The sequence below is a fragment of the Mesorhizobium sp. WSM4308 genome, assembly GCF_002294905.1.
GTDB lineage: Bacteria > Pseudomonadota > Alphaproteobacteria > Rhizobiales > Rhizobiaceae > Mesorhizobium.
Window position 1 is genome coordinate 360,407 of sequence record NZ_NSFW01000004.1, and the last position, 20,446, is coordinate 380,852.

At 63.1% G+C, this 20,446-nt stretch carries 18 protein-coding genes; 5 read left to right on the forward strand and 13 right to left on the reverse strand.

The window, feature by feature from the left end; genetic code table 11:
• The first annotated feature begins 397 nt into the window (after positions 1-397).
• Entirely contained in the window at positions 398-1,495 is a 1,098-nt protein-coding gene (locus CK227_RS09810) for a trypsin-like serine protease (protein WP_095772445.1), read from the forward strand.
• Positions 1,496-1,603: 108 nt separating this feature from the next.
• Here CK227_RS09810 and mgrA read toward each other — a convergent pair whose 3' ends face one another.
• The 7 genes from mgrA to CK227_RS09845 all read right to left on the reverse strand — a co-directional run bounded on the left by mgrA (position 1,604) and on the right by CK227_RS09845 (position 8,989).
• The gene (gene mgrA, locus CK227_RS09815) at positions 1,604-2,650 is read right to left on the reverse strand and encodes an L-glyceraldehyde 3-phosphate reductase (protein WP_095772444.1); all 1,047 of its coding nucleotides are present in this window, start codon (positions 2,648-2,650) and stop codon (positions 1,604-1,606) included.
• Positions 2,651-2,783: 133 nt separating this feature from the next.
• Positions 2,784-3,923, reverse strand: coding sequence for a Gfo/Idh/MocA family oxidoreductase (locus tag CK227_RS09820; protein WP_095772443.1), 1,140 nt, complete (start codon positions 3,921-3,923; stop codon positions 2,784-2,786).
• An 11-nt stretch (positions 3,924-3,934) separates the two neighbouring features.
• Complete coding sequence (locus CK227_RS09825) at positions 3,935-4,681, reverse strand: sugar phosphate isomerase/epimerase (RefSeq protein WP_095772442.1); 747 nt, start codon at positions 4,679-4,681, stop codon at positions 3,935-3,937.
• Between the two features lie 55 nt (positions 4,682-4,736).
• Positions 4,737-5,840: a sn-glycerol-3-phosphate ABC transporter ATP-binding protein UgpC gene (gene ugpC / locus CK227_RS09830; protein WP_095772717.1), complete on the reverse strand. Its 1,104-nt coding sequence runs from the start codon at positions 5,838-5,840 to the stop codon at positions 4,737-4,739.
• 2 nt (positions 5,841-5,842) lie between these two features.
• Positions 5,843-6,778, reverse strand: coding sequence for a carbohydrate ABC transporter permease (locus CK227_RS09835; protein ID WP_095772441.1), 936 nt, complete (start codon positions 6,776-6,778; stop codon positions 5,843-5,845).
• On the reverse strand, positions 6,771-7,664 hold the full coding sequence (locus CK227_RS09840) for a sugar ABC transporter permease (RefSeq protein WP_027047408.1): 894 nt from the start codon (positions 7,662-7,664) through the stop codon (positions 6,771-6,773). The genes CK227_RS09835 and CK227_RS09840 overlap by 8 nt, the downstream gene beginning before the upstream one ends.
• Before the next feature lie 86 nt (positions 7,665-7,750).
• Positions 7,751-8,989 (reverse strand): ABC transporter substrate-binding protein, encoded by a 1,239-nt coding sequence (locus CK227_RS09845; protein WP_095772440.1) that lies wholly within the window; start codon positions 8,987-8,989, stop codon positions 7,751-7,753.
• A gap of 407 nt (positions 8,990-9,396) precedes the next feature.
• Here CK227_RS09845 and CK227_RS09850 point away from each other — a divergent pair, with 407 nt between their 5' ends.
• Positions 9,397-10,449, forward strand: coding sequence for a LacI family DNA-binding transcriptional regulator (locus CK227_RS09850; protein WP_095772439.1), 1,053 nt, complete (start codon positions 9,397-9,399; stop codon positions 10,447-10,449).
• Here CK227_RS09850 and gndA read toward each other — a convergent pair.
• From gndA to CK227_RS09880, 6 genes are all read right to left on the reverse strand, one after another.
• Complete coding sequence (gene gndA / locus CK227_RS09855; protein ID WP_095772438.1) at positions 10,446-11,873, reverse strand: NADP-dependent phosphogluconate dehydrogenase; 1,428 nt, start codon at positions 11,871-11,873, stop codon at positions 10,446-10,448. The two genes, CK227_RS09850 and gndA, sit on opposite strands and share 4 nt — an antisense overlap.
• Before the next feature lie 165 nt (positions 11,874-12,038).
• Positions 12,039-13,652 carry a copper resistance CopC/CopD family protein gene (locus CK227_RS09860; RefSeq protein WP_179296405.1) on the reverse strand — a complete coding sequence of 538 codons (1,614 nt, stop codon included), beginning with the start codon at positions 13,650-13,652 and terminating at the stop codon, positions 12,039-12,041.
• A 76-nt stretch (positions 13,653-13,728) separates the two neighbouring features.
• Positions 13,729-14,247 (reverse strand): YcnI family protein, encoded by a 519-nt coding sequence (locus tag CK227_RS09865; RefSeq protein ID WP_095772436.1) that lies wholly within the window; start codon positions 14,245-14,247, stop codon positions 13,729-13,731.
• A gap of 39 nt (positions 14,248-14,286) precedes the next feature.
• Positions 14,287-14,826: a copper chaperone PCu(A)C gene (locus CK227_RS09870; protein WP_095772435.1), complete on the reverse strand. Its 540-nt coding sequence runs from the start codon at positions 14,824-14,826 to the stop codon at positions 14,287-14,289.
• A 97-nt stretch (positions 14,827-14,923) separates the two neighbouring features.
• Entirely contained in the window at positions 14,924-15,280 is a 357-nt protein-coding gene (locus tag CK227_RS09875) for a DUF2946 family protein (protein WP_095772434.1), read from the reverse strand.
• 122 nt (positions 15,281-15,402) lie between these two features.
• Positions 15,403-16,293, reverse strand: a complete 891-nt coding sequence (locus CK227_RS09880) for a GntR family transcriptional regulator (protein WP_095772433.1) — start codon at positions 16,291-16,293, stop codon at positions 15,403-15,405.
• 253 nt (positions 16,294-16,546) lie between these two features.
• On the opposite strand from CK227_RS09880, the gene CK227_RS09885 reads away from it, so the two are divergent.
• The 3 genes from CK227_RS09885 (at position 16,547) to CK227_RS09895 (ending at position 20,439) form a co-directional block, all read left to right on the forward strand.
• Positions 16,547-18,052 carry an altronate dehydratase family protein gene (locus tag CK227_RS09885; RefSeq protein WP_095772432.1) on the forward strand — a complete coding sequence of 502 codons (1,506 nt, stop codon included), beginning with the start codon at positions 16,547-16,549 and terminating at the stop codon, positions 18,050-18,052.
• A 62-nt stretch (positions 18,053-18,114) separates the two neighbouring features.
• Positions 18,115-19,113, forward strand: a complete 999-nt coding sequence (locus CK227_RS09890; RefSeq protein ID WP_095772431.1) for an aldo/keto reductase — start codon at positions 18,115-18,117, stop codon at positions 19,111-19,113.
• Between the two features lie 330 nt (positions 19,114-19,443).
• Complete coding sequence (locus CK227_RS09895; RefSeq protein WP_095772430.1) at positions 19,444-20,439, forward strand: ABC transporter substrate-binding protein; 996 nt, start codon at positions 19,444-19,446, stop codon at positions 20,437-20,439.
• Positions 20,440-20,446: the final 7 nt, after the last annotated feature.

The window sequence follows — 20,446 nt, forward strand, 5'->3', positions numbered from 1 at the left end:
AGACTCTCCCAAAAGTCAGCAAGGACTGGATCAAAATACAGAAATATTGTCGAGATCGTGGTGACGCCGAAAAATGAGTCTACCCGCCGGCATTCCCCGCGAGCGTTGTTCTAGGCTGTCATTTTCAAGGCCCCCGCCAAAAAAACTCTGCAACGGTATACTGCCTAAAATAATCCAAGATTGGCAATGACAATTCGCTTCCACGTAGCCCGTGGGGGGCTATAGGATTTTGTGCGGGTTCTGCTCGCGGGCACGGTTAGCAAAAGTGGGATTCGGTTTCGTGACCGATCGCGCGCCGTTTTCGATACGGCACGCGTGCGGATCGCTGAACCGGCAACACCTCCTTGCACAATGCCCTGCGTCGATCCGCACGGGAGAATTGTCTGAGGAGGTTCAGGTGCACATCACAAATCGGTTCGGGCCAATCGTTGCCGCATCGCTGCTTGGCATTGCCGCTGCCTTCGTATCGATCAACCAAGGCCGGGCGGATGAAAGCACCGCAAGGCCCGAAGCGGCGGTCTCGCCGATGCAGCGGGTGACCGAGGCCAGGGCCAAGGCGGCCGCCGAGAATCCTGACGGCGCCGACCGGGTCTATGGCGGCAACCAGGCCGAAAAGGGCGCCTATCCGTTCCAGGTCGCGCTGCTCACCACCGCCAGGCTGGACGAGAACCCAGCGTCGCAGGCCAATGCGCAATTCTGCGGCGGCAGCCTGATCGCCCCGCAATGGGTGCTGACGGCGGCGCACTGCCTCAACGACAAGGGCCGGCCGATCTCACCGGATTCAGTGACCGTGCTGACCGGCGCCACCGACCTCAGCGAAGGCAAGCGCCATAAGGTGGTGGAGGTCATCGTCAACGAAGGCTACAGCGAGCAGACGCTCGACAACGACCTCGGCCTGCTCCGGCTTGCCGAGCCGGCCGATGCGCCGACCATCAAGCTTACCCGCGAGGCGACACCCGACACCGGCAAGACCACCGTCACCGGCTGGGGCAAGATGCAGGACGGAACGTTCCCGACAACGCTGATGGTCGCCGACCTCGATCTGCAGCCGAACAGCGCCTGCAACACCGGCATCAAGGCCATCTATGCGCATGATTTGAAGGCGGCACTAGGCGATCTGTCCCACCGCATGCGCTATTCGGAAAAGGGCATCGATGCGGCCGCCAATGCGATTGCCGCCGATATGACCGATCCCCTGACCAGCAACATGATCTGCGCCGGCACCACCAGCGGTGTGCGCGATGCCTGCAATGGCGACAGCGGCGGCCCGCTGTTCATGACCGGCGCCGACGGCCCGGTTCAGGTCGGCGTCGTCAGCTGGGGCGAAGGTCCCGCCGACGGCAGTGCGGCCTGCGGCCACAAGGACGCCTATGGCATCTACACGCGGCTGGCCAACTACGGCGGCTGGATCGAGGCGAAGATGAAGACCCTTGCTCCCGCGCCGGAAAAGCCGAAAGCCGGGCTGGGCACCGCGCAGAAGCCGAAGACGCCCTGAAGGCCTGGCCATTTTGCCCGACATTTTGCTTGTCGTGAAAACGGCGGGAGAGATTCCCGCCGTTTTCATTTGCCGGGCCGTTTTCATTTGCCGGTTTGTCCGACAGCTCTATTTCCTCGGCGGGCCTTTGCGCTCGGCGGAGGCTGCCCACAGGTTGATGTCGGATTCGCGCGCGTAGCTATCGATTTCGGCCAATTCGGCATCGCTGAAGTCGAGCACTTTCAGGGCGCCGACGCAGTCCTCGACCTGCTCCGGCCGGCTGGCGCCGATCAGCGCCGACGTCACCTTGCCCTTGCGCAGCACCCAGGCCAGCGCCATCTGCGCCAGCGTCTGGCCGCGCTTGCCGGCGATGGCGTTGAGCGCCTTGATGTTGGCGATGGTGCGGTCGTTGATGAAGGCCGACTTCAGCGACTTGCCCTGGGAGGCGCGGCTACCTTCAGGGATGCCGCCAAGATATTTGTCGGTGAGCATGCCCTGGGCCAGCGGCGAGAACACGATCGAGCCGACGCCGAGCCCCTCCAGCGCGTCGAGCAGGCCGTCTTCCTCGACCCAGCGGTTCAGCATCGAATAGCTCGGCTGGTGGATGATGCAGGGCGTGCCGAGCCGCTTGAGGATGTCGGCGGCTTCGCGGGTGCGCTGCGAGTTGTAGGACGAGATGCCGGCATAGAGCGCCTTGCCCGAGCGCACCGCATGGTCGAGCGCCCCCATGGTTTCCTCCAGCGGCGTGTCGGGATCGAAGCGGTGCGAGTAGAAGATGTCGACATAGTCGAGCCCCATCCGCTTCAGGCTCTGATCGAGGCTGGCCAGCATGTATTTGCGCCCGCCCCATTCACCGTAAGGGCCGGCCCACATTTCGTAGCCGGCCTTGGTCGAGATGATCAGCTCGTCGCGATAGGCGGAAAAATCGGTGCGCAGGATCTCGCCGAAAGCGGTCTCGGCCGAGCCGGGCGGCGGTCCGTAATTGTTGGCGAGGTCGAAATGGGTGATGCCGAGATCGAACGCCTTGCGCACGATCGCCTGCTTGGTCTTGTGCGGCGTGTCATTGCCGAAATTGTGCCACAGGCCGAGCGAGATCGCCGGCAGCTTGAGGCCGGAGCGCCCGCAGCGGTTGTAGATCATTTTTTCGTAGCGATTTTCGGCGGCAACATAGGGCATGGGAAAAGATCCTCGAAACTGAACAGACCGGGCAGCTTCATCGCAAAGGCGGTGAGACGGCCCGGCGCCCTTTTACCCTCTCCCCGGCCGAACGGGGAGAGGGACAACTCAAAATTATCGATAATCCTTGCGTCTACTTCTTCGCCAGCAGTTCCTTGGCCGCCTTGACGCCAAGTGCCGCCGGCCGCTCGCAAGTGGTCTGCATGGCAACGAACTTGCCAGTTTCGCCGGAACGCAGGATGCCGGTCATGACATCGACGGCATGCAGCGCCAGCTCCATCGAGCAACGATGCGGCCGGCCCTCGACTATTGCCAATGCCATGTCGGCGAGACCCGCCGTGCGGTAGTTGGCCATCATGCCCTGGCCGTGCATTTCGTTGGGCACGCCAAGCGGGTGCTTCCATTTCGGCAGCTTCTTGACCGGCTTGCCGTCTTCGGTGAAGCGCACGTCGCCGCCGAAGAAATTCGGATCCGGCACGAACACCGTGCCAGCTTCGCCATAGAGTTCCATCGGCGCGTGGCCGTGAGCCCAGACGTCCCAGCTGGTGTTCAACGTCACCACGGCGCCATTCTCGAATTCCAGCAGGCCATGGATCGTCGTCGGCGTGTTGACCGGGATTTTTTCGCCCGCACGCGGTTTCGATGAAATCGTCCGCTCCTTGGCCGGGGTTGTCGCAAAGGCCGCCACCTGTTTTACCGGCCCGATCAGCTGGATCAGATTGGTGATGTAATACGGTCCGATATCGAGCACCGGTCCGGCGCCCGGCTGGAAGAAGAAATCCGGATTGGGGTGCCAATGCTCCATGCCGTGACCCATGACATGGCAGGTGCCGCTGGTGATCTTGCCGAGCTTGCCCTCATCGATCAGCTCACGCACCAGCTGGTGCGCGCCGCCGAGGAACGTGTCGGGCGCCGAGCCGATGCGCAGCCCCTTCTTTTCAGCCCGCGCCTTGAGGTCCTGGCCCTCTTCGAGCGAGAGCACGAACGGCTTTTCCGAATAGACGTGCTTGCCGGCATCGAGCACGCGTTTCGACACCTCGTAATGCACCGCCGGTATCGTCAGGTTGACGATGATGTCGATGTCGTCGGCCTTGAGCAGATCCTCGACGGCTTCGGCGCGCAGGTTGAACTCCTTCGCCCGCGCCCTGGCCGCGTCCATGTTGATGTCGGCGCAAGCGCGCATCTCGATGCCGCGAAACAGCGGCGCCAGCGAGAAATACGCCTTCGAGATGTTGCCGCAGCCGATGACGCCAATACCCAGTTTCTTTGCCATGATGATTGTTCCTAGTAAGCCTTGACGGATGCGATCGAGCGGCTGGCGAAGCGCTCGATGTCGTTGGGGTTGTCCTGCTCCATGACAAAGTATTTTGCAGCGCTCTTGGCCCGCAACACCTTGATCAGGTTGGCCCAGTCGATCGTGCCGTGGCCGACGTCCGACCAACCATCCTCGTCCAGCCCTTCGCCCGGCCTGGCGATATCCTTTACATGCACGGCGACGATGCGCTTGCCGTGCTTTTCGATCCAGGGCAGCGGATCGGCGCCGCCGCGCACCACCCAGGCAAGGTCCATCTCCCAGCCGATATCGGGAGCGGAAGACAGGATGTGATCCTGCGGCACCGAACCGTCGGCGAGGGCCTTGAACTCGAAATCATGGTTGTGCCAGGCAAAGCCGTAGCCGGCTTTCGAGGCGACCTCGCCGACCTTGGCCAGGCGCTCGCCAAAACCGCGCCAGCCGGCGGCGTCGGACGGCCTGTCCTCGGCCATCAGATAGGGGCAGATCAGAAGTTTGATGCCCAGCGCTTCGGCCGTTTTGCGCACGCCGTCGAAATCCTTCTCCAGCGCATCGATGGAGAAATGCCCGGTCGGCATCGAAAGCCCGTTCTTGTCGAGTTCCGCGCGGAAGGCCTTGGGATTTTCATAGACGCCACCGAAGCCTTCGACTTGCGCGTAGCCGAGCTTGCCGAGCGTCGCGAGCACGCCCTCCCAGGGTTGAAAATTGCGGGCGCTGTAAAGTTGGAATGACCAGTTCATCGTCTCTGTCCGTTCTGCTTGGTAGGGTGGGTTCTTGGGAGGAGGGCTTGGGGGGCTATAGGCGGTTGCCGGATGGGGTGTCGAACAGCGAGGCGCGGGCGGGGTCAAAGCCGATCCGGATTGGATCGCCGGTGCGCAGCGTCTTTTCCGCCTCGACGCGGAAGGAAAAATTGCGGCCGCCGAGCTTGGTCCACACCAGCGTGTCGGAGCCCATCGGCTCGACGATCTCGACGGATGACTCGGCGGTGAACGGCATGGCCTTGGCCGCATCTCCAAAGGCGACGTGCTCGGGCCTGATGCCGAACACACAGGGCTTGCCCGCGCTGCCGCGATCCTTGTCGAACTCATAGCGGTCGAGCGGTATCGAAACCCCGTCGGCGGTGAACGCCGCGGCATCGCCGGCTGCAAGTTGACCCTCGACGAAATTCATTGCCGGCGAACCGAGGAATCCGGCGACAAAGCGATTGACCGGACGGTTGTAGATCGTTTGCGGCGCGTCGAGCTGTTGGATGACCCCGCCCTTCATCACCGCGATCCGGTCGGCCAGCGTCATCGCCTCGATCTGGTCGTGGGTGACGTAGATCATGGTGTTCTGCAATCTGCGATGCAGCAGCTTGATTTCGACGCGCAATTCGGATCGCAGCTTGGCGTCAAGATTGGACAGCGGTTCGTCGAACAGGAACACATCGACATCGCGCACCAGCGCCCGCCCGATCGCCACGCGCTGCCGCTGGCCGCCGGACAGCGCGGAGGGCTTGCGTTGCAGCAGCGGTTCGATCTGCAAGATCTCCGCGGCGCGCGCGATGCGCTTGGCGATTTCGTCCTTGGGCAGGCCCGCGACGCGCAGGCCGAAGGACAGGTTCTTCTCCACCGTCATCTGCGGATAGAGCGCATAGGACTGGAATACCATGCCGATGCCGCGATCCTTGGGCTCTTCCCAGGTGACGTTCTTGCCCTTGATGAAGATGCGGCCCTTCGAAATGTCGAGCAGCCCGGCAATGCAGTTGAGCAAGGTCGACTTGCCACAGCCGGAGGGTCCCAGGAGCACGATGAACTCGCCCTCGGCGATATCGAGGTCGAGTGTCTGCAGGACCGACACCGCACCATAGTTCAGCGACAGGTTCTGGATCGATACGCTGGGGTTCGCGATTTCAGCCATCATCACCCTTTCACCGCGCCGGCAGCGATGCCACGCACGAAAAGCCTGCCGGAAATGAAATAGATAACGAGCGGCACCAGCCCGGTCAGGATGGTCGCCGCCATATTGACGTTGTATTCCTTCACGCCCTGCACGGAGTTGACGATGTTGTTGAGCTGAACCGTCATCGGATAGGTGTCGGGACGCGTGTAGACGACGCCGAACAGGAAGTCGTTCCAGATGCCTGTCACCTGCAGGATGACGGCGACGACGAAGATCGGCAGCGACATCGGCAGCATGATGCGCAGATAGATGCCCCAGAAACCGGCCCCGTCGACACGCGCTGCCCGGAACAATTCCTCCGGCATGGAGGTGAAATAGTTGCGGAACAGCAATGTCAGGATCGGCATGCCGAAAATGGAATGGACGATCACCAGGCCGCTCAGGCTGCCATAGAGGCCGATCTCGCGCAGGATGATGACGATCGGGTAGATCATCACCTGATAGGGGATGAAGGCACCGACGATCAGGATGATGAAGAACGTGTCGGCGCCCTTGAAGCGCCAGTTGGCCAGCGCATAGCCGTTTACCGAGGCGATCGCGATCGACAGGATCACCGAAGGTACGGTGATACGAACGGAGTTCCAGAAGCCGCGCGAAAGTCCGTCGCAGTTAAGGCCGGTGCAGGCCGTCGACCATGCCTTGACCCAGGGCTCGAAAGTGATCTCGAGCGGGGGCGAGAAGATGTTGCCGAGGCGGATTTCCGGCATGCCCTTGAGCGAGGTGACGATCATCACATAGAGCGGCAGGAGGTAGTAGAGCGCCGCCACGATGAGCGTGCCATAGAGGAAGATGTTGCGGCGCGAGAAGATGTGACGCGGCTTCGGTCCGCTCGGTCCCGAGGCATCGGCTTGGACGGCGCCGGACGGCGCGGACAGGGAAACGGCTTGGTCAGACACGCTTCCTGCCTCCGAATTCGAGATAGGCCCACGGCACGATGACGATCATCACCGAGAGCAGCATCATGGTCGAGGCCGCGAAACCCTGGCCGAGATTCTGGGCGAAAAACATGTAGTCGTAGACATACTTTGCCGGCACTTCGGAGGCGATGCCGGGTCCGCCGCTGGTCTGGGCGACGACAAGGTCGTAGACCTTGACGATGCCGGACGCGATGATGACGAGCGTGGTAATGAAGACCGGTCGCATCATCGGGATGATGATGAACAGATAGGTCTTCCACATCGGAATCCCGTCCACCCGCGCGGCCTTCCAGATATCCTCGTCTATGCCGCGCAGGCCGGCCAGCATCAGGCACATGATCAGCCCGGTGCCCTGCCAGAGCGCGGCGATCGATATGCCGTAGATGACGATGCTGGAATTGTAGAGCGGATCGAAAGCGAAGCTCGTCCAGCCGAGGTTTCGTATCACGCCCTGGATGCCGAAGTCAGGATTGAGCAGCCATTGCCAGACAAGGCCGGTGACGATGAAGGAGAGCGCGAAGGGATAGAGAAAGATGGTGCGGAACGTATCCTCGAAACGGATCTTCTGGTCGAGCAGGGCAGCGAGGATGAAACCGATCACCAGCGAGAAAACCAGCGAGATCACACCGTAGATCAGCAGGTTCTCGATCGAGATCAGCCAGCGCGGGGTCGCCCACAACCGGTAATACTGGTCGAGGCCGACGAAATTCAGCCGCGGCAACAGCTTCGAATTGGTGAAGGAATAGAGCACCGTCCACGCCGTGCCGCCGACGAATACCACCAGCGCGGTGAGGATCATGGGGATCGACGCGACCTTCGCATTGAGATTGCGAAACAGTCGGCTCGGGCGTTCGCTCTTGCTCATCGGTGCAGCCATGCTGGATCGGGTAAGAGCCCGCCCTCCCGGCCCTGGAGTTCACCGGACCGGGAGGAAGGGAGTTGCCGGCGGTATCAGTCCGCCGTGGCGATGATGTCGGCGAAGCGCTTCTGCGCCTCTTCCACGGTCATCTCGGGCTTGGCGAAGAATTCGGAGAACAGGTCCTCCTTCTGCTTCTGGCTGTCTTGCGAAAGCAGCTGATCGGTCCATGGGATCACGGCACCCTTGGCCAGGATGGCGAGACCCTTCTTCATGCAGTCATTGGCAGCGTTAAGGTCGACGTCGCCACGCACCGGCAGCGAGCCCTTCTTGAGATTGAAGGCGACCTGGGTCTTGGGATCGAGCAAGGTTTCGGCCAGGACTTCCTGCGCCTTTGACTTGTCGGCATCCTTGAGCACCGGGAAATAGAAGGCATCACCACCCGTGGCAATGACCTCGTTCAGGCCAAGGCCGGGAAGACAGGTATAGTCCTTGCCGGCGGTCTTGCCGGCAACCTGGAACTCGCCCTGCGCCCAGTCACCCATGATCTGGCCGCCGGCCTTGCCGGTAATGACCATGTTGGTGGCCTGGTTCCAGTCCTGCACATTGGTGTTCTTGGCCATCTTGCGCGCATCGTCGGCCGCCTTGAACACCTTGGCGACTTCGGGGCCGGCTGCGAACTTGGCGTCCTTGTCCTTGTAGACCTTGAGGAAGGTGTCGGTGCCGCCGACCGCTGCAAGCAGCACGTCGAAAGCGCCGGACGACTGCCAGGCCTGCCCGCCCACCGCCAGCGGCACGATGCCTGCCTTCTCGAGCGCCGGGGCGGCGGCCACATACTCATTCCAGTCCTTTGGCACCGGCACGCCGGCCTTCTGGAAGGCCTCGTTCGAGAGCCACAGCCACTGCCAAGAGTGGATGTTGACGGGCACGCAATAAATCTTGCCGCCGATGGTGCAGCTGTCGAGCAGGCTCTTCGGTCGTACGACCTCTGTCCACTTGCCCTTGTTGGCGACATCGGTCAGGTCGCGCATCAGGCCGGCCTGCACCAGTTCTTCCGCTTGCCGGCCGTGATTGAACTGGGTGGCGCCCATCGGGTCGCCGCCGGTGATCCGGCTGATCATGATCGGCCGTGCCGTGCCGCCGGAGCCGGCAATGGCGCCGTCGACCCAGTGGTTGCCGGTGGCGTCGAATGCCTTGGCGAGTTCCGCAACCGCCGCCGCCTCGCCGCCGGAAGTCCACCAATGAGTGACTTCCAGATCCGTCGCGGCGGCCGGGCCGGCGAACTGCAGCGCTGCCGTGGCCGCCAGGGCAGCGGTCAAAAGTTTGTATCGCATTTCGGTTCCTCCCAGAATCTGAAACGTTACAGATTTTCGATACGGCAATTGCGTGGATGACGCAACCCCAGGCGTGGAGACCGTTCGATATTTTTTCGAGTCGCGAATAAAATCTGCCGAGCGAGCTTGTCGTTGTGCGCCGCAATATGAGCAATTGCAGTGCAAAATAAGAAAAGGTTCGTGAAAGCCAGCAAAGAGCGTCGCCAAGACGGCGTTTCGCTCTGGATTCTCAAGGGAATTCGCGACTCCATGTCGTCCTGCGAATTCGCCCGCCAGCGCGGTGCAATTGGCAATCTGTAACGTTTCAGTATATTGACAGATTGCCGGGCTTGAAATCATGCCACGCCGCCAATCACGGCGATTGCCGACCCGGCCTGCGGCTGCTATGCGCCTGATGGGCGGGACGAATGGACAGACGGAATACGGAAAAGAACGAGGAAGCGTCGGCGCAGGAGCGGCCAACGCTGAAGACGCTTGCCTTCATGACCGGGCTGGGCGTCACCACAGTGTCGCGCGCCTTGAAGGATGCCCCTGAGATCGGCGCCGAAACCAGGCGCCGCGTCCAGCTCGTCGCCAAGCAGATCGGCTACCGCCCGAACCGCGCCGGCGTCAGGCTCAGAACCGGCAAGACCAATGTCATCAGCCTCGTGCTCAACACCGAGCAGGAGATCATGAGTTTCGTCTCCGACATCATCTACGGCGTCTCGGAAGTCATTGCCGACACGCCTTACCATCTGATCGTCACTCCCTATTCGCGCTCGCAGGATCCGCTCGACCCGATACGCTACCTGGTCGAGACCGGCTCGGCCGACGGCGTCATCATTTCACGCACGCAGCCGAACGATCCCCGGGCCCGCTACATGCTGGAGCGCGGCATTCCGTTTGCCACGCATGGCCGCACCGAGATGGGGCTGGTCCACCCCTATCATGATTTCGACAATCACGCCTTCGCGGTCGAAGCCGTACGGCGCCTTGCGAGCATGGGACGCCGCAAGCTTGCTTTGCTGACGCCACCCGTCGGACTGACCTATTACGGCCATACGGTAAACGGCTTTGCCGATGCGCTGAGCGAGGTTGGCGCCAGCGAGATCCCGTTCAGCACCGTATCGATCGACCATTCGATCGAACAGATCAGGACGAGGACCGCGCAGTTGATGCGCCGCGACATCAGGCCGGACGGCTTTGTCAGCAGCGCCGCCGCCGCCACCCTTGCGCTCGTCGCCGGCATCGAGGATGCCGGCCTCAAGCTTGGCCGCGACGTCGACATCGTCTCCAAGCAGTCATCGGACCTTTTGCATCTGTTCCGGCCCGAACTGCTGATCGTCAATGAGAACTTCCGGCTGGCGGGCTCCGAACTCGCCCGCTCCGTGCTCGGTTGGATCAGCGGCGCCGCACCCGGCTCCCTGCAAAGTCTCAGCGTGCCGGGCGAGGTCCTGGCCTACAATCGCTCCCCGGACTAACCGGCAGCGCCACTGCCCCACGGACCGTGGAAGGCACCCTGCTCGCCGATGCGTTCGAAGCCATGCGCGCCGAAGAAGTCACGCTGCGCCTGGATCAGGTTCGAGGTGCCGCGGCCCTGGCGATAGCTGTCGAAATAGGCAAGTGCGGAAGACAGCGCCGGCACCGGCGCACCGGCCTCGGAAGCCCTCGCCACGATACGCCGCAGCGACGGGTGCGCTTCCTGCATCAAGCTGATGAAAGCGGGCGCCATCAAGAGATTGGTCGAAGCGCCGCCGCTGCTGAAGGCCTCGGCCATCGTATCCAGCATCTGCGAGCGGATGATGCAGCCGGCGCGCCAGATCCTGGCGATGGTTGGCATCGGCAGGTTCCAGTTGAACTCCTTCGAGGCGCCGCTCATCACCGCGAAACCCTGCGCATAAGCCGCGATCTTGCCGGCGAACAGCGCCAGTTCGAGATCTTTCAGCAGCGCATCCTTGTCGCCGGAAATCTTCGATACCCCGATGTTGCCATAGGCTTTCTCGGCCGCCAGCCGCTCGTCCTTGATCGACGACAGCACACGGGCCGCCACGGCCGCCTCGATCGCGGTCGCCGGAATGCCGAGTTGCTGCGCCTCGATGACCGACCATTTGCCGGTGCCCTTCTGGCCGGCGCGGTCGAGGATGATGTCGACCACCGGCTTGCCGGTCTTGGGATCGTCGGCGGCGAGCACCTTGGCGGTGATCTCGATCAGGTAGGAGTTCAGCCGGCCCTTGTTCCAGTTGGAGAACACCGCGCCGATGTCCTTCGGGCCCATGCCCAGGCCATCGCGCAGAATGCCGTAGATTTCGGCGATCATCTGCATGTCGGCATATTCGATACCGTTGTGGATCGTCTTGACGAAGTGGCCGGCGCCATCGGTGCCGAGCCAGGCGGCACAGGGTTCGTCCTTGAACTTGGCGGAGATGGCGGTCAGCACTTTTTCGACCCGCTTCCACGAATCCTCCGTGCCGCCGACCATGATCGACGGGCCATGGCGCGCGCCCTCCTCGCCGCCGGACACGCCCATGCCGATGAAGGTCAGGCCCGAGCCGGACAGTTCGGAGAAGCGCCGCATCGTATCGCGGAAATTGGCGTTGCCGGCATCGATGACGATGTCATTGTTGGACAGCACGCCGCGCAAGGCTTCGATCTGTTCATCGACCGGCTTGCCGGCCAGCACCATGATGATGATCGGGCGCGGCGGCCGGATCGCGGCGGCAAGTTCTTCCAGGCTGTAGCAGGGCACAACCATGTTCTTCAGCGCGCCGGCATTCTCGACGAAGGCGTCGGTGCGTGCCCGGGTGCGGTTGAAGACGGCAATGCGGTGCCCGTGCTCGGCGATGTTCAGCGCCAGGTTGGAGCCCATCGTACCAAGGCCGATCAGGCCGATTTCGGCTTTTTCCATCGTTTCTTCCCTGCTTTCGGATCTTGTTGGTTGGAGCCCGCGATTTTGCCGGATGCCCGTTCTTCCCGGGATGATTGACGGGCCTTTCGGGCCGCGTCAACCGCCTCGCCGAATTGTGTTGCGGTTGCACAATGCAGGCCGTTCGACAACAATCACATCTGTCGGCTACGGCCGGACGTCCACAGGCGCTTCGATCTTCACCATCTTGAAATCCGAGACCAGGATGTCGATGCGCACAGTCCAGCGCCCGGGAACCGGAATGACGAGGTTGTCGACACGCCAGCTGCCGTCGCCGGGCTTCGTCGCCGCGCGCTTCAGCGGCTCGATGCCGGAATCGGGCTTCGACAGCACCAGCGTCACCTCCTTGGCGTCAAGCGGCCCGAAATCGCCGGTCATGATGATCATCGAGGCCGCGACAGGCCCGGCATGGCCTGGCGTGATGCTGAGATCTGCCATCGCCTCCAGCGCATGGATGTGGAGCGAGACCGGCTGCGCCGCCGCGATCGCCAGCGCCCGTGGGGGCGGCGTGAAGCGCCAGCCCGCGGCAACGCCGAAGATCGCCAGCACGATTAGCATTTCGACGCCGATCGAACGGGTGAGCCTGCGCTGCACCTCCGTAGCGCCCGCCTCGGCGGAAGCGGTGAGTTTCCAGCGATTGACCGCGGCCAGCGTGAACAGAAAGACCAGCAGCGCCAACTTGACCAGCAGCAGCCGGCCATAGGCGGTGCCGGCCAGCGCCGAGGGCGTCTGCACCTGAATGACGGCAAGCACGATGCCGGCCGCGGCAAGCACGGCGACCACAGGCAGGATCGCGCAGGAGAACCGGCGCAGGAACGCGACGGCGCCCGGCGTCTGGCGCTTCAGCGCGAGAGCGAGCGGCACCAGCGCGCCGCCCCAGAAGGCAATGCCGATACCGTGTACGAACACCATCGGCCGCGTCAGCCATTGCGGCTCGGCCGCGCTGGCGTGGCCGCTGGCGGCAAGCGCGACGCCGACGCCAAGGAGGCCGGCGAGCGCCAATGGCCTGGCGAGCACACGCGGTCCGGCCAACGAAAGCAAACCGAGCCCCAGCGCGGTCAGGGCGGCCAGCACCGTCCAGCCGAAGGAGGTGCCGAGCCCGGTCCGCCAGATCACCGGCTGCGCCAGATGGGAGAGCGGTGCTCCGAGTGCATCGAGCCCCTGAAAGCCGAGCGACAGGGGTGCCGCCATCAGGCCGCACAGGATCGCGGCCGCGACAAAACGCTGGCCGGCGCGTCCGTTGCCCGCCAGCCAGGCAAGGGCGAAGGCGCCGCCGACACCGAGGAAAAGACCGATGTAGAGAAAGATCTTGCCGATCCAGATCGCCGACCGCGACGGCCAGTCGACCGCTTCGGACACGGCGGGTGGTTCGCTTGGTGCGCCGATCGAAAACAGCAGCGAGCCGCCGACCGGATGGCCGTCGGCGGAAATGACGCGCCAGCTCAGCACATGCGTGCCGGATTTGAGCGCTTGCGGATTGTCGATCTCGAGCGTCTGGTCGGTGAGGCGGAAGGATGTCAGCCCAACCGGCGTGCCGTCGGGTTTCACCAATGTCAGCACCAAGGGCGAAACCGGTTCGCTGAAGGTCAGTGAGAACTGTGCCGGAGCCTGCGCCAGCACGGCGCCGTCGGCCGGGTCGGTCTTGATCAGCGCGGCATGGGCAAAGGCCTGGCTGGTCGAGGCTACGAAGATAACCGCCATGAGCAAGCCCAGCAGTCCGCCGGCAATCCGGCCGACGCGCTTGCTATTGGTATCGACCATTCGGGAAGATGTTGCGGTCATGCCAGGCCACGGGGCTGCGGCGCGCTCCGGCAAGCAGAGCGCGCCAGGGGAGAAATTATTTCTTCGGTGTGAGCTTGATGCCGGGGGCCGGAGTCTCCAGCGCGTCTTCATCCTGCCCTGCCGCCGGGATCTCGATCCAGCGGTCGACGGCATCGCCGCATTCCTGCACCACCGGGAAATAGAGCGTCTGGCCGACGGGCAGGTCCGCCGTCAGCGTGGCGCGGAAGATGAACTCGTCATAGAATTCATCCGGCAAATTGCCGCCGCTCCAGTCGACTTCCTTGACGCCGTCGGTCACCGCCTGGCCATAGAGCTGATAGGATTTTTCATATTTGCCCTTCTTGGTCTGCAGCGTCCAGCCGGGTTTCGGCATCGGCTTCACCGCGATCACCCCTTCCGGGATCTGCACGCGCACGGCGGTCGTCGCCTTGCCGTCGCAACCATGCGGCACCCGCAGCGCCGCCTTGTAAGTCGAGCCGACCGCCGCTTCCTGGGTTTCGAGTGTGATATGCGCGGAGGCGGCATTTGTCCCCAAAGCCAGAATCGCCCCGGCCGCCAAAAGATACTTGTTCATGATGGTCCCTCTAGAATTCTGATCGGTACGACGGCCGGTTCAGTCGTTGTCTTCTTGGGGCGCCGCGCTGCCAATGGCCTGCACGGCGAATTTGATCGTCACCGTCCCGGCCTTTTCGAAGGTCAGCGTGGCGGCGAACATCTCGCCTTGCTTGGGTGGCTGCTTCAAATCCATGAACATCACATGATAGCTGCCGGGACCCAAAACGACCTTGCCGCCGGGTGGAATCTCCAGGCCGCCGACAACGGGCCGCATGGTCATGACGCCGTCCTTGACACCCATCTCATGCAGTTCGGCCTTGTCCGAGATGTCGGACGAAATCGACAGCAGCCGGTCCGGTGCGCTGCCGTTGTTTGTAATGGTGAAATAGCCGCCGGCCACCTTGGCGCCCATCGGCGTGGCGCGTGACCAGGGATGGCCGATCTCGATATCGCCGACCTTGAACTCATGCGCCAGGACGGATTGGGCGCCGGCGAGCATGATTGCCAAGGCCACCACGGCAGTGCCGAGACGCTCCTGGACGTGGGACAGAATGCGGCTGAACAGAGTGCCTGCCGCTATGGGGGAAGAATGGGACATGATTGCTCCATGAAGTGATTATCGCGCCGTTGCCGGTCGCGAGCCGTTTGATCTTTGGATGGGTGCGCCCGCGAAAGGTTCCGCCGGGCGAGCAAGCTCAGGCCACCAGTGGCGGCGCGCGCGGATTCGACGGCGAGCGTTCGCGCGCGAAGTCGAGGTGGATGCTCGCCGGAAAAACGAAGGCGACCGCTTCGAATGCAAGGCTGGCCAGGGCCAGCCCGGCGTCGGGCGGCGGCGCAAAGGCGGATGAAAACATGCCGCAGCCAAGCGCGCAGCAGGCCGGCAGATGTGACGGGTGCTGGTCACCGCCGGGAAGCTGGGTGGCACCGTCGTGGGTACAGATGACATTGCCGAAGGCGTCGAGCTGCGAGGCATTCGGCCCGGTTACGAAGGCGAACGCGCCGAGCGTCGACTGAAGCAGCAGCAGGCAGGCCGCGACAAGCGCGGTCGGCATGCTCCAGCGTCTCCCCCGGCGGTTCAAGCCATCTGCCTCTTCAAGCAACTCCTGGAAGGATACCTATCATGGCAGCGGCAGGTCGAAAATCGCCAATTCGATGCTGCGGCAACGCGGCGCGATCAGGATTTCTGCAAGGGGATGGAGGTCAACAGCGTCAGGCGCGCCGACTTCAGGTGCTTGCGGCAGGCGGCGTCGACCTTGCCGAGGTCGCGCGATTTGAGCGCCTCGATATAGGCAAGGTGCTCGCCGACCGCGACTTCGTTACGCTCGCGCTCCTGCGCCTTGTTCCACTGGTAGTGGTAATGGAAGATCATGGCGATGACGTCGTAGAAATCGACGATGAAACGGTTGTGCGAGGCCCGGTGGATGAGCCGGTGGAAGCGCTCGTCCAGCTCGGAAAACGCGTTGAAGCGCGTGGCGATCTCTCGTGCCAGCAGACGATGTTCGTCCTCCAGGCGGTCGAGATCGGCCCAGACCGGGCTGTCCTGCGGCAGGGCGGCGAAGGCAGCCGCCGAGCGCAGTTCGAACATCTCGCGGATCTCGGTCAGTTCGAGCGCGAAAGCCCGCGTAAAGCCCTTCAGCACCCAATGGCTGTTGCGGCGCTTCTCGATCAGGCCGAAGCGCGAGAAGCGGATCAGGAACTCGCGCACGCTGGTGGTGCCGACGCCGATCTCGCGCGCCAGTTCAAGCTCGTTGATCTGCATGCCGGCCTCGGCGCCGCCGGCGAGCAGGCGCCGCATGAACGACCGCTCGATGATTTCGGCCAGTGTGTCTGTCTCTTCCTCGGGGAAAAAATCGTCGGGTCGCGGATCGCGCAGCACTGTCTTGGCACGCTTGTTCCAGGCGATCAGCCCGGTCTCCTCCATGCGCGCCAGGATGCTGCGCACGGTCGTGCGGCTGACGCCCAGCAGCGTGCCCAGTTCCGGTTCCGACGGCAGGCTGCGCGTTTCGTCGAGCAGCCTGAGGCACCTGTTATAGGCGTCCTTGTAGACGTTGTTGCTCTTGGACATCCCCTGACCCATTCATGCCGGCGCTTGCGGCGGCCGGCTTGAAGCGCAATATGACGTTCCCACGACCCTGAAAAGCAGGAATTGCTTTCGCCGGGGCACGGTCCATTGTTTGCAGCGCCGCCGCCAGCCAGAGGCGTGCGGAACGCCCGTGAAAAAACAATTGACGCAAAACTGTTTTTTCACGATAAAAGACATTAGCTCTTAACAAGCGCGTGTCAATCCGCGCATCCCAGGATCACCCAGGAAACCGCCCGTGAACGTCTCGAACACCATTCTTCTGTCCCCCGCCGACAATGTCGCCGTTGCCAATGGCCGCATCGAGATCGGCACGGCTCTGCCGGGCGGCGCGCTTGCCACCGCCGTCATCGAGCCCGGCCACAAGGTGGCGATCAAGCCGATTGCTGCCGGTGAAGCCGTGGTCAAATACGCCCAGGCGATCGGCCGCGCCACGCAGGACATCGCACCGGGCGAGCATGTCCATTCGCACAATCTGGTGTTCGAGGCCGGCCGCCTGCCGGTGGTGCCGCCGAGTGAGGCCGAGCATGCGACAGCGGCCGACCGCGCCCGCACCTTCATGGGGTATCGCCGCGCCGATGGCCGCGCCGGCACGCGCAACTTCATCGGCATCATCGCCAGCGTCAATTGCTCGGCCACGGTCTGCCATTCCATCGCCGACACCGCCAACCGGACCTTGCTGCCGAAATATCCCGGCATCGACGGTTTCGTGCCGATCGTCCACGGTCAGGGCTGCGGCATGAGCGGCACTGGCGACGGCATGATGGTGCTGCACCGCACGCTTGCCGGCTATGCCCGCCACCCGAATTTCGGCGGCGTGCTGATGGTCGGCCTGGGATGCGAGGTCAACCAGCTCACCCTCTATGGCCAGAAGGGTGTTGCCGCGGGAAAACGCCATTTCAACATCCAGGACGCCGGCGGGTCGCGCAAATCGGTGGAGAAGGCGATGGCCGTGCTGGCCGAGATCGCCGAGGAAGTCGGTCAGTTGAAGCGCGAGCCGATTCCGGTCAGCGAGATCGTCGTCGGTCTGCAATGCGGCGGCTCGGACGGCATGTCGGGCATCACCGCCAATCCGGCGCTGGGTGCCGCCGTCGATATCCTGGCCGGCGTCGGCGGCATCGGCATCCTCTCCGAGACCACGGAAATCTACGGCGCCGAGCATCTGCTCGCCTATCGCGCGGCAACGCCGGAGATCGCGCAGAAGCTCGACGGTTTCGTGAAGTGGTGGGAAGATCACGTTGCCAAGCATGGCGCCTCGATCGACAACAACCCCTCGCCCGGCAACAAGCGCGGCGGCCTCACCACCATCCTGGAAAAGTCGCTCGGCGCGGTCGCCAAGGGCGGCCAGACGCCGCTCAATGGCGTGTTCGGCTATGCCGAGAAAGTCACCGGCAGCGGACTGGTGTTCATGGACACGCCCGGCTACGACCCTGTCTCAGCCACCGGCCAGGTCGCCGGCGGCGCCAACGTCATTGTCTTCACCACCGGCCGAGGCTCCTGCTTCGGCTGCCGGCCGACACCGTCGATCAAGGTCGCCACCAACTCGACCATGTATCACCAGATGGAAGAGGACATGGACGTCAATTGCGGCGTCATCGCCTCGGGCGAAAAGACCATCGCCGGCATGGGCCGCGAGATCTTCGAACTGATCGTCGAGACGGCTTCCGGCCGCAAGACCAAGAGCGAGGATTTCGGCTATGGCGACAACGAGTTCGTGCCCTGGCATCTCGGCGCGACGCTCTGAATTCAACGCATATGTGGTAGAACTGCCGGGCGGGACAGCGGCCGGCAACGGGGAGGGTTTGCATGGAAAAACGCCGCATCGGCAGCACGGCGCTCGAAGTCACCGAAGTCAGCTTCGGCGGCGCCGCGATCGGCGGCCTTTACCGCGCCTGTTCACGCGAGGCGGCGATGGAGACGCTGCAAGGCGCCTGGGAGGCGGGCCTGCGCTATTTCGACACCGCGCCCTTCTATGGGTTCGGCCTGTCGGAACGCCGCTTCGGCGACTTCCTGCGCTACAAGCCGCGCGATTCCTACGTGCTGTCCACCAAGGTCGGCCGCCTGTTCCGGCCGGCGCCAGAAGACCAGGTGCCCGACCACTCTTATGTCGATCCGCTGCCCTTCGCGCTCGACTACGACTATTCCTATGACGGCATCATGCGGTCGGTCGACTTCAGCTATGCGCGGCTTGGGCTGAACAAAATCGATATCCTGTATGTGCACGACATCGGCGCCTACACGCATGGGGTCGAGAAGACCAAGCTGCACTTTCGCCAGCTCATGGATGGCGGGCTCAAGGCACTCGAGGAGTTGAAGCGGGCCGGCACGATTTCCGCCTATGGTCTCGGCGTCAACGAAGTCCAGATCTGCCTTGACGTGATGCGCCGGGCGCCGCTTGACTGCATCCTGCTCGCCAGCCGCTATTCCTTGCTCGACCGCAGCGCCGAAGCCGAACTGCTGCCGCTGTGCCGGGCGCAACAGACGTCGCTGGTGATCGGCGGCGTCTTCAACTCCGGCATATTGGCGACCGGGCCGGTGCAAGGCGCGCATTTCGACTACCAGCCCGCCAGCCGCGATATGCTCGATCGGGTCGACGCCATGGAGAAGATCGCCGGCGAAGGCGGTTACCCGCTGGCCGCCGCCGCCTTCCAGTTTCCCCTGCACGAGCCGGTGGTCGCCACCGTACTGACCGGTACCGCCAAACTGGCAAACCTGACACGTAACCTCGAACTGCTCGACATCAACGTGGCGGAGACGGAATACGCCAAATATCGTCCCTACACGGTGGTGCAGGGCCTGGCGTGAAGCCGGCGTCCGCCAGCGTTGACAGGCGAGGCTCGGCTTCACAAATGCGCGACTCCGCGGAAAGAATGAATGTTCCATATTGACTAACAGATGGAATTAATATTCCATGTATTCACGAAACGGGAGCGTTCGGCTGCGTCCAGGGAGGAGGGGCGCGTGATTGTGTCCGTGCCTGACATGGGAATCAGGTGCGAAACACCGCTTGCATCGTCCAGATCGATGCACTATCAAAACAGCGTAAATGTTTTTTATTGATAAAGTTCTGTTTGGGCCACGCCTATCCGAACGGAGCTTCCGTAACGTTCACCGGGCGACTTAGGGAGGTATCCTATGAAATTCGTGACCAGCATTCTCAACCGCCGCGCCGTCATGGCCCTGGCAGCAGCGTCGATGCTCGCCGGCGTCATGCACTCGGCGCCGGCTTCGGCGGCGGATGTGACCATTCCGATCATCGTCAAGGACACCACGTCCTTCTACTGGCAGATCGTGCTCGCCGGCGCCCGCAAGGCCGGCAAGGATCTCGGCGTCAACGTGCCGGAACTCGGCGCCCAGGCTGAAACCGACGTCAACGGCCAGATCTCCATCCTCGAGAACGCCGTCGCCGGCAACCCGGCCGCCGTCGTCATCGCGCCGACCGAAGCCAAGGCGCTCGGCAAGCCGATCGACGAGGCAGCGGCCAAGGTCAAGGTCATCGGCATCGACTCCGGCGCCGACTCCAAGGCCTTCACCTCGTTCCTGACCACCGACAACGTCCAGGGCGGCCGCGTCGCCGCGGACGGTCTTGCGGCAGCCATCGGCGCGGCCAATGGCGGCAAGGTCGAAGGCAAGGTTGCCCTGATCACCGCACTGCCTGGCGCCGGCTCGCTCGAGCAGCGCGCCCAGGGCTTCAAGGAACAGCTCAAGGCCAAGTATCCCGGCCTCGAACTGATCGCCGACAAATATGCCGACGGCCAGGCCACCACCGGCCTCAACATCGCGACCGACCTGATCACCGCCAATCCGGACCTGAAGGGCATCTTCGCCTCCAACCTGATCATGGCGCAGGGCGTCGGCCAGGCGATCGCCGAGAACAAGCTTGCCGGCAAGGTCGGCCTGATCGGCTTCGACAGCGACGAGAAGCTGATCAAGTTCCTGAATGACGGCGTCATTTCCGGCCTCGTCGTCCAGGATCCCTACCGGATGGGCTATGACGGCATCAAGACCGCGCTCGCCGCTTCGAAGGGCGAGAAGGTCGAGGCCAATGTCGACACAGGCGCCAACCTTGTCACCAAGGCCAACATGAAGGATCCCAAGATCGACGCCCTGCTCAATCCGAAGCTCAACTAAGCCTCGG

Coding starts and splice junctions, on each gene's coding strand:
- mgrA (WP_095772444.1), bottom strand. CDS start 2,650: ATGCCCTATGTTGCCGCCGAAAATCGCTACGAAAAAATGATCTACAAC.
- CK227_RS09860 (WP_179296405.1), bottom strand. CDS start 13,652: ATGGTCGATACCAATAGCAAGCGCGTCGGCCGGATTGCCGGCGGACTG.
- gndA (WP_095772438.1), bottom strand. CDS start 11,873: ATGGAAAAAGCCGAAATCGGCCTGATCGGCCTTGGTACGATGGGCTCC.
- CK227_RS09820 (WP_095772443.1), bottom strand. CDS start 3,923: ATGGCAAAGAAACTGGGTATTGGCGTCATCGGCTGCGGCAACATCTCG.
- CK227_RS09880 (WP_095772433.1), bottom strand. CDS start 16,293: ATGTCCAAGAGCAACAACGTCTACAAGGACGCCTATAACAGGTGCCTC.
- CK227_RS09890 (WP_095772431.1), top strand. CDS start 18,115: ATGGAAAAACGCCGCATCGGCAGCACGGCGCTCGAAGTCACCGAAGTC.
- CK227_RS09840 (WP_027047408.1), bottom strand. CDS start 7,664: ATGAGCAAGAGCGAACGCCCGAGCCGACTGTTTCGCAATCTCAATGCG.
- CK227_RS09845 (WP_095772440.1), bottom strand. CDS start 8,989: ATGCGATACAAACTTTTGACCGCTGCCCTGGCGGCCACGGCAGCGCTG.
- CK227_RS09895 (WP_095772430.1), top strand. CDS start 19,444: ATGAAATTCGTGACCAGCATTCTCAACCGCCGCGCCGTCATGGCCCTG.
- CK227_RS09850 (WP_095772439.1), top strand. CDS start 9,397: ATGGACAGACGGAATACGGAAAAGAACGAGGAAGCGTCGGCGCAGGAG.
- ugpC (WP_095772717.1), bottom strand. CDS start 5,840: ATGGCTGAAATCGCGAACCCCAGCGTATCGATCCAGAACCTGTCGCTG.
- CK227_RS09865 (WP_095772436.1), bottom strand. CDS start 14,247: ATGAACAAGTATCTTTTGGCGGCCGGGGCGATTCTGGCTTTGGGGACA.
- CK227_RS09875 (WP_095772434.1), bottom strand. CDS start 15,280: ATGCCGACCGCGCTTGTCGCGGCCTGCCTGCTGCTGCTTCAGTCGACG.
- CK227_RS09870 (WP_095772435.1), bottom strand. CDS start 14,826: ATGTCCCATTCTTCCCCCATAGCGGCAGGCACTCTGTTCAGCCGCATT.
- CK227_RS09825 (WP_095772442.1), bottom strand. CDS start 4,681: ATGAACTGGTCATTCCAACTTTACAGCGCCCGCAATTTTCAACCCTGG.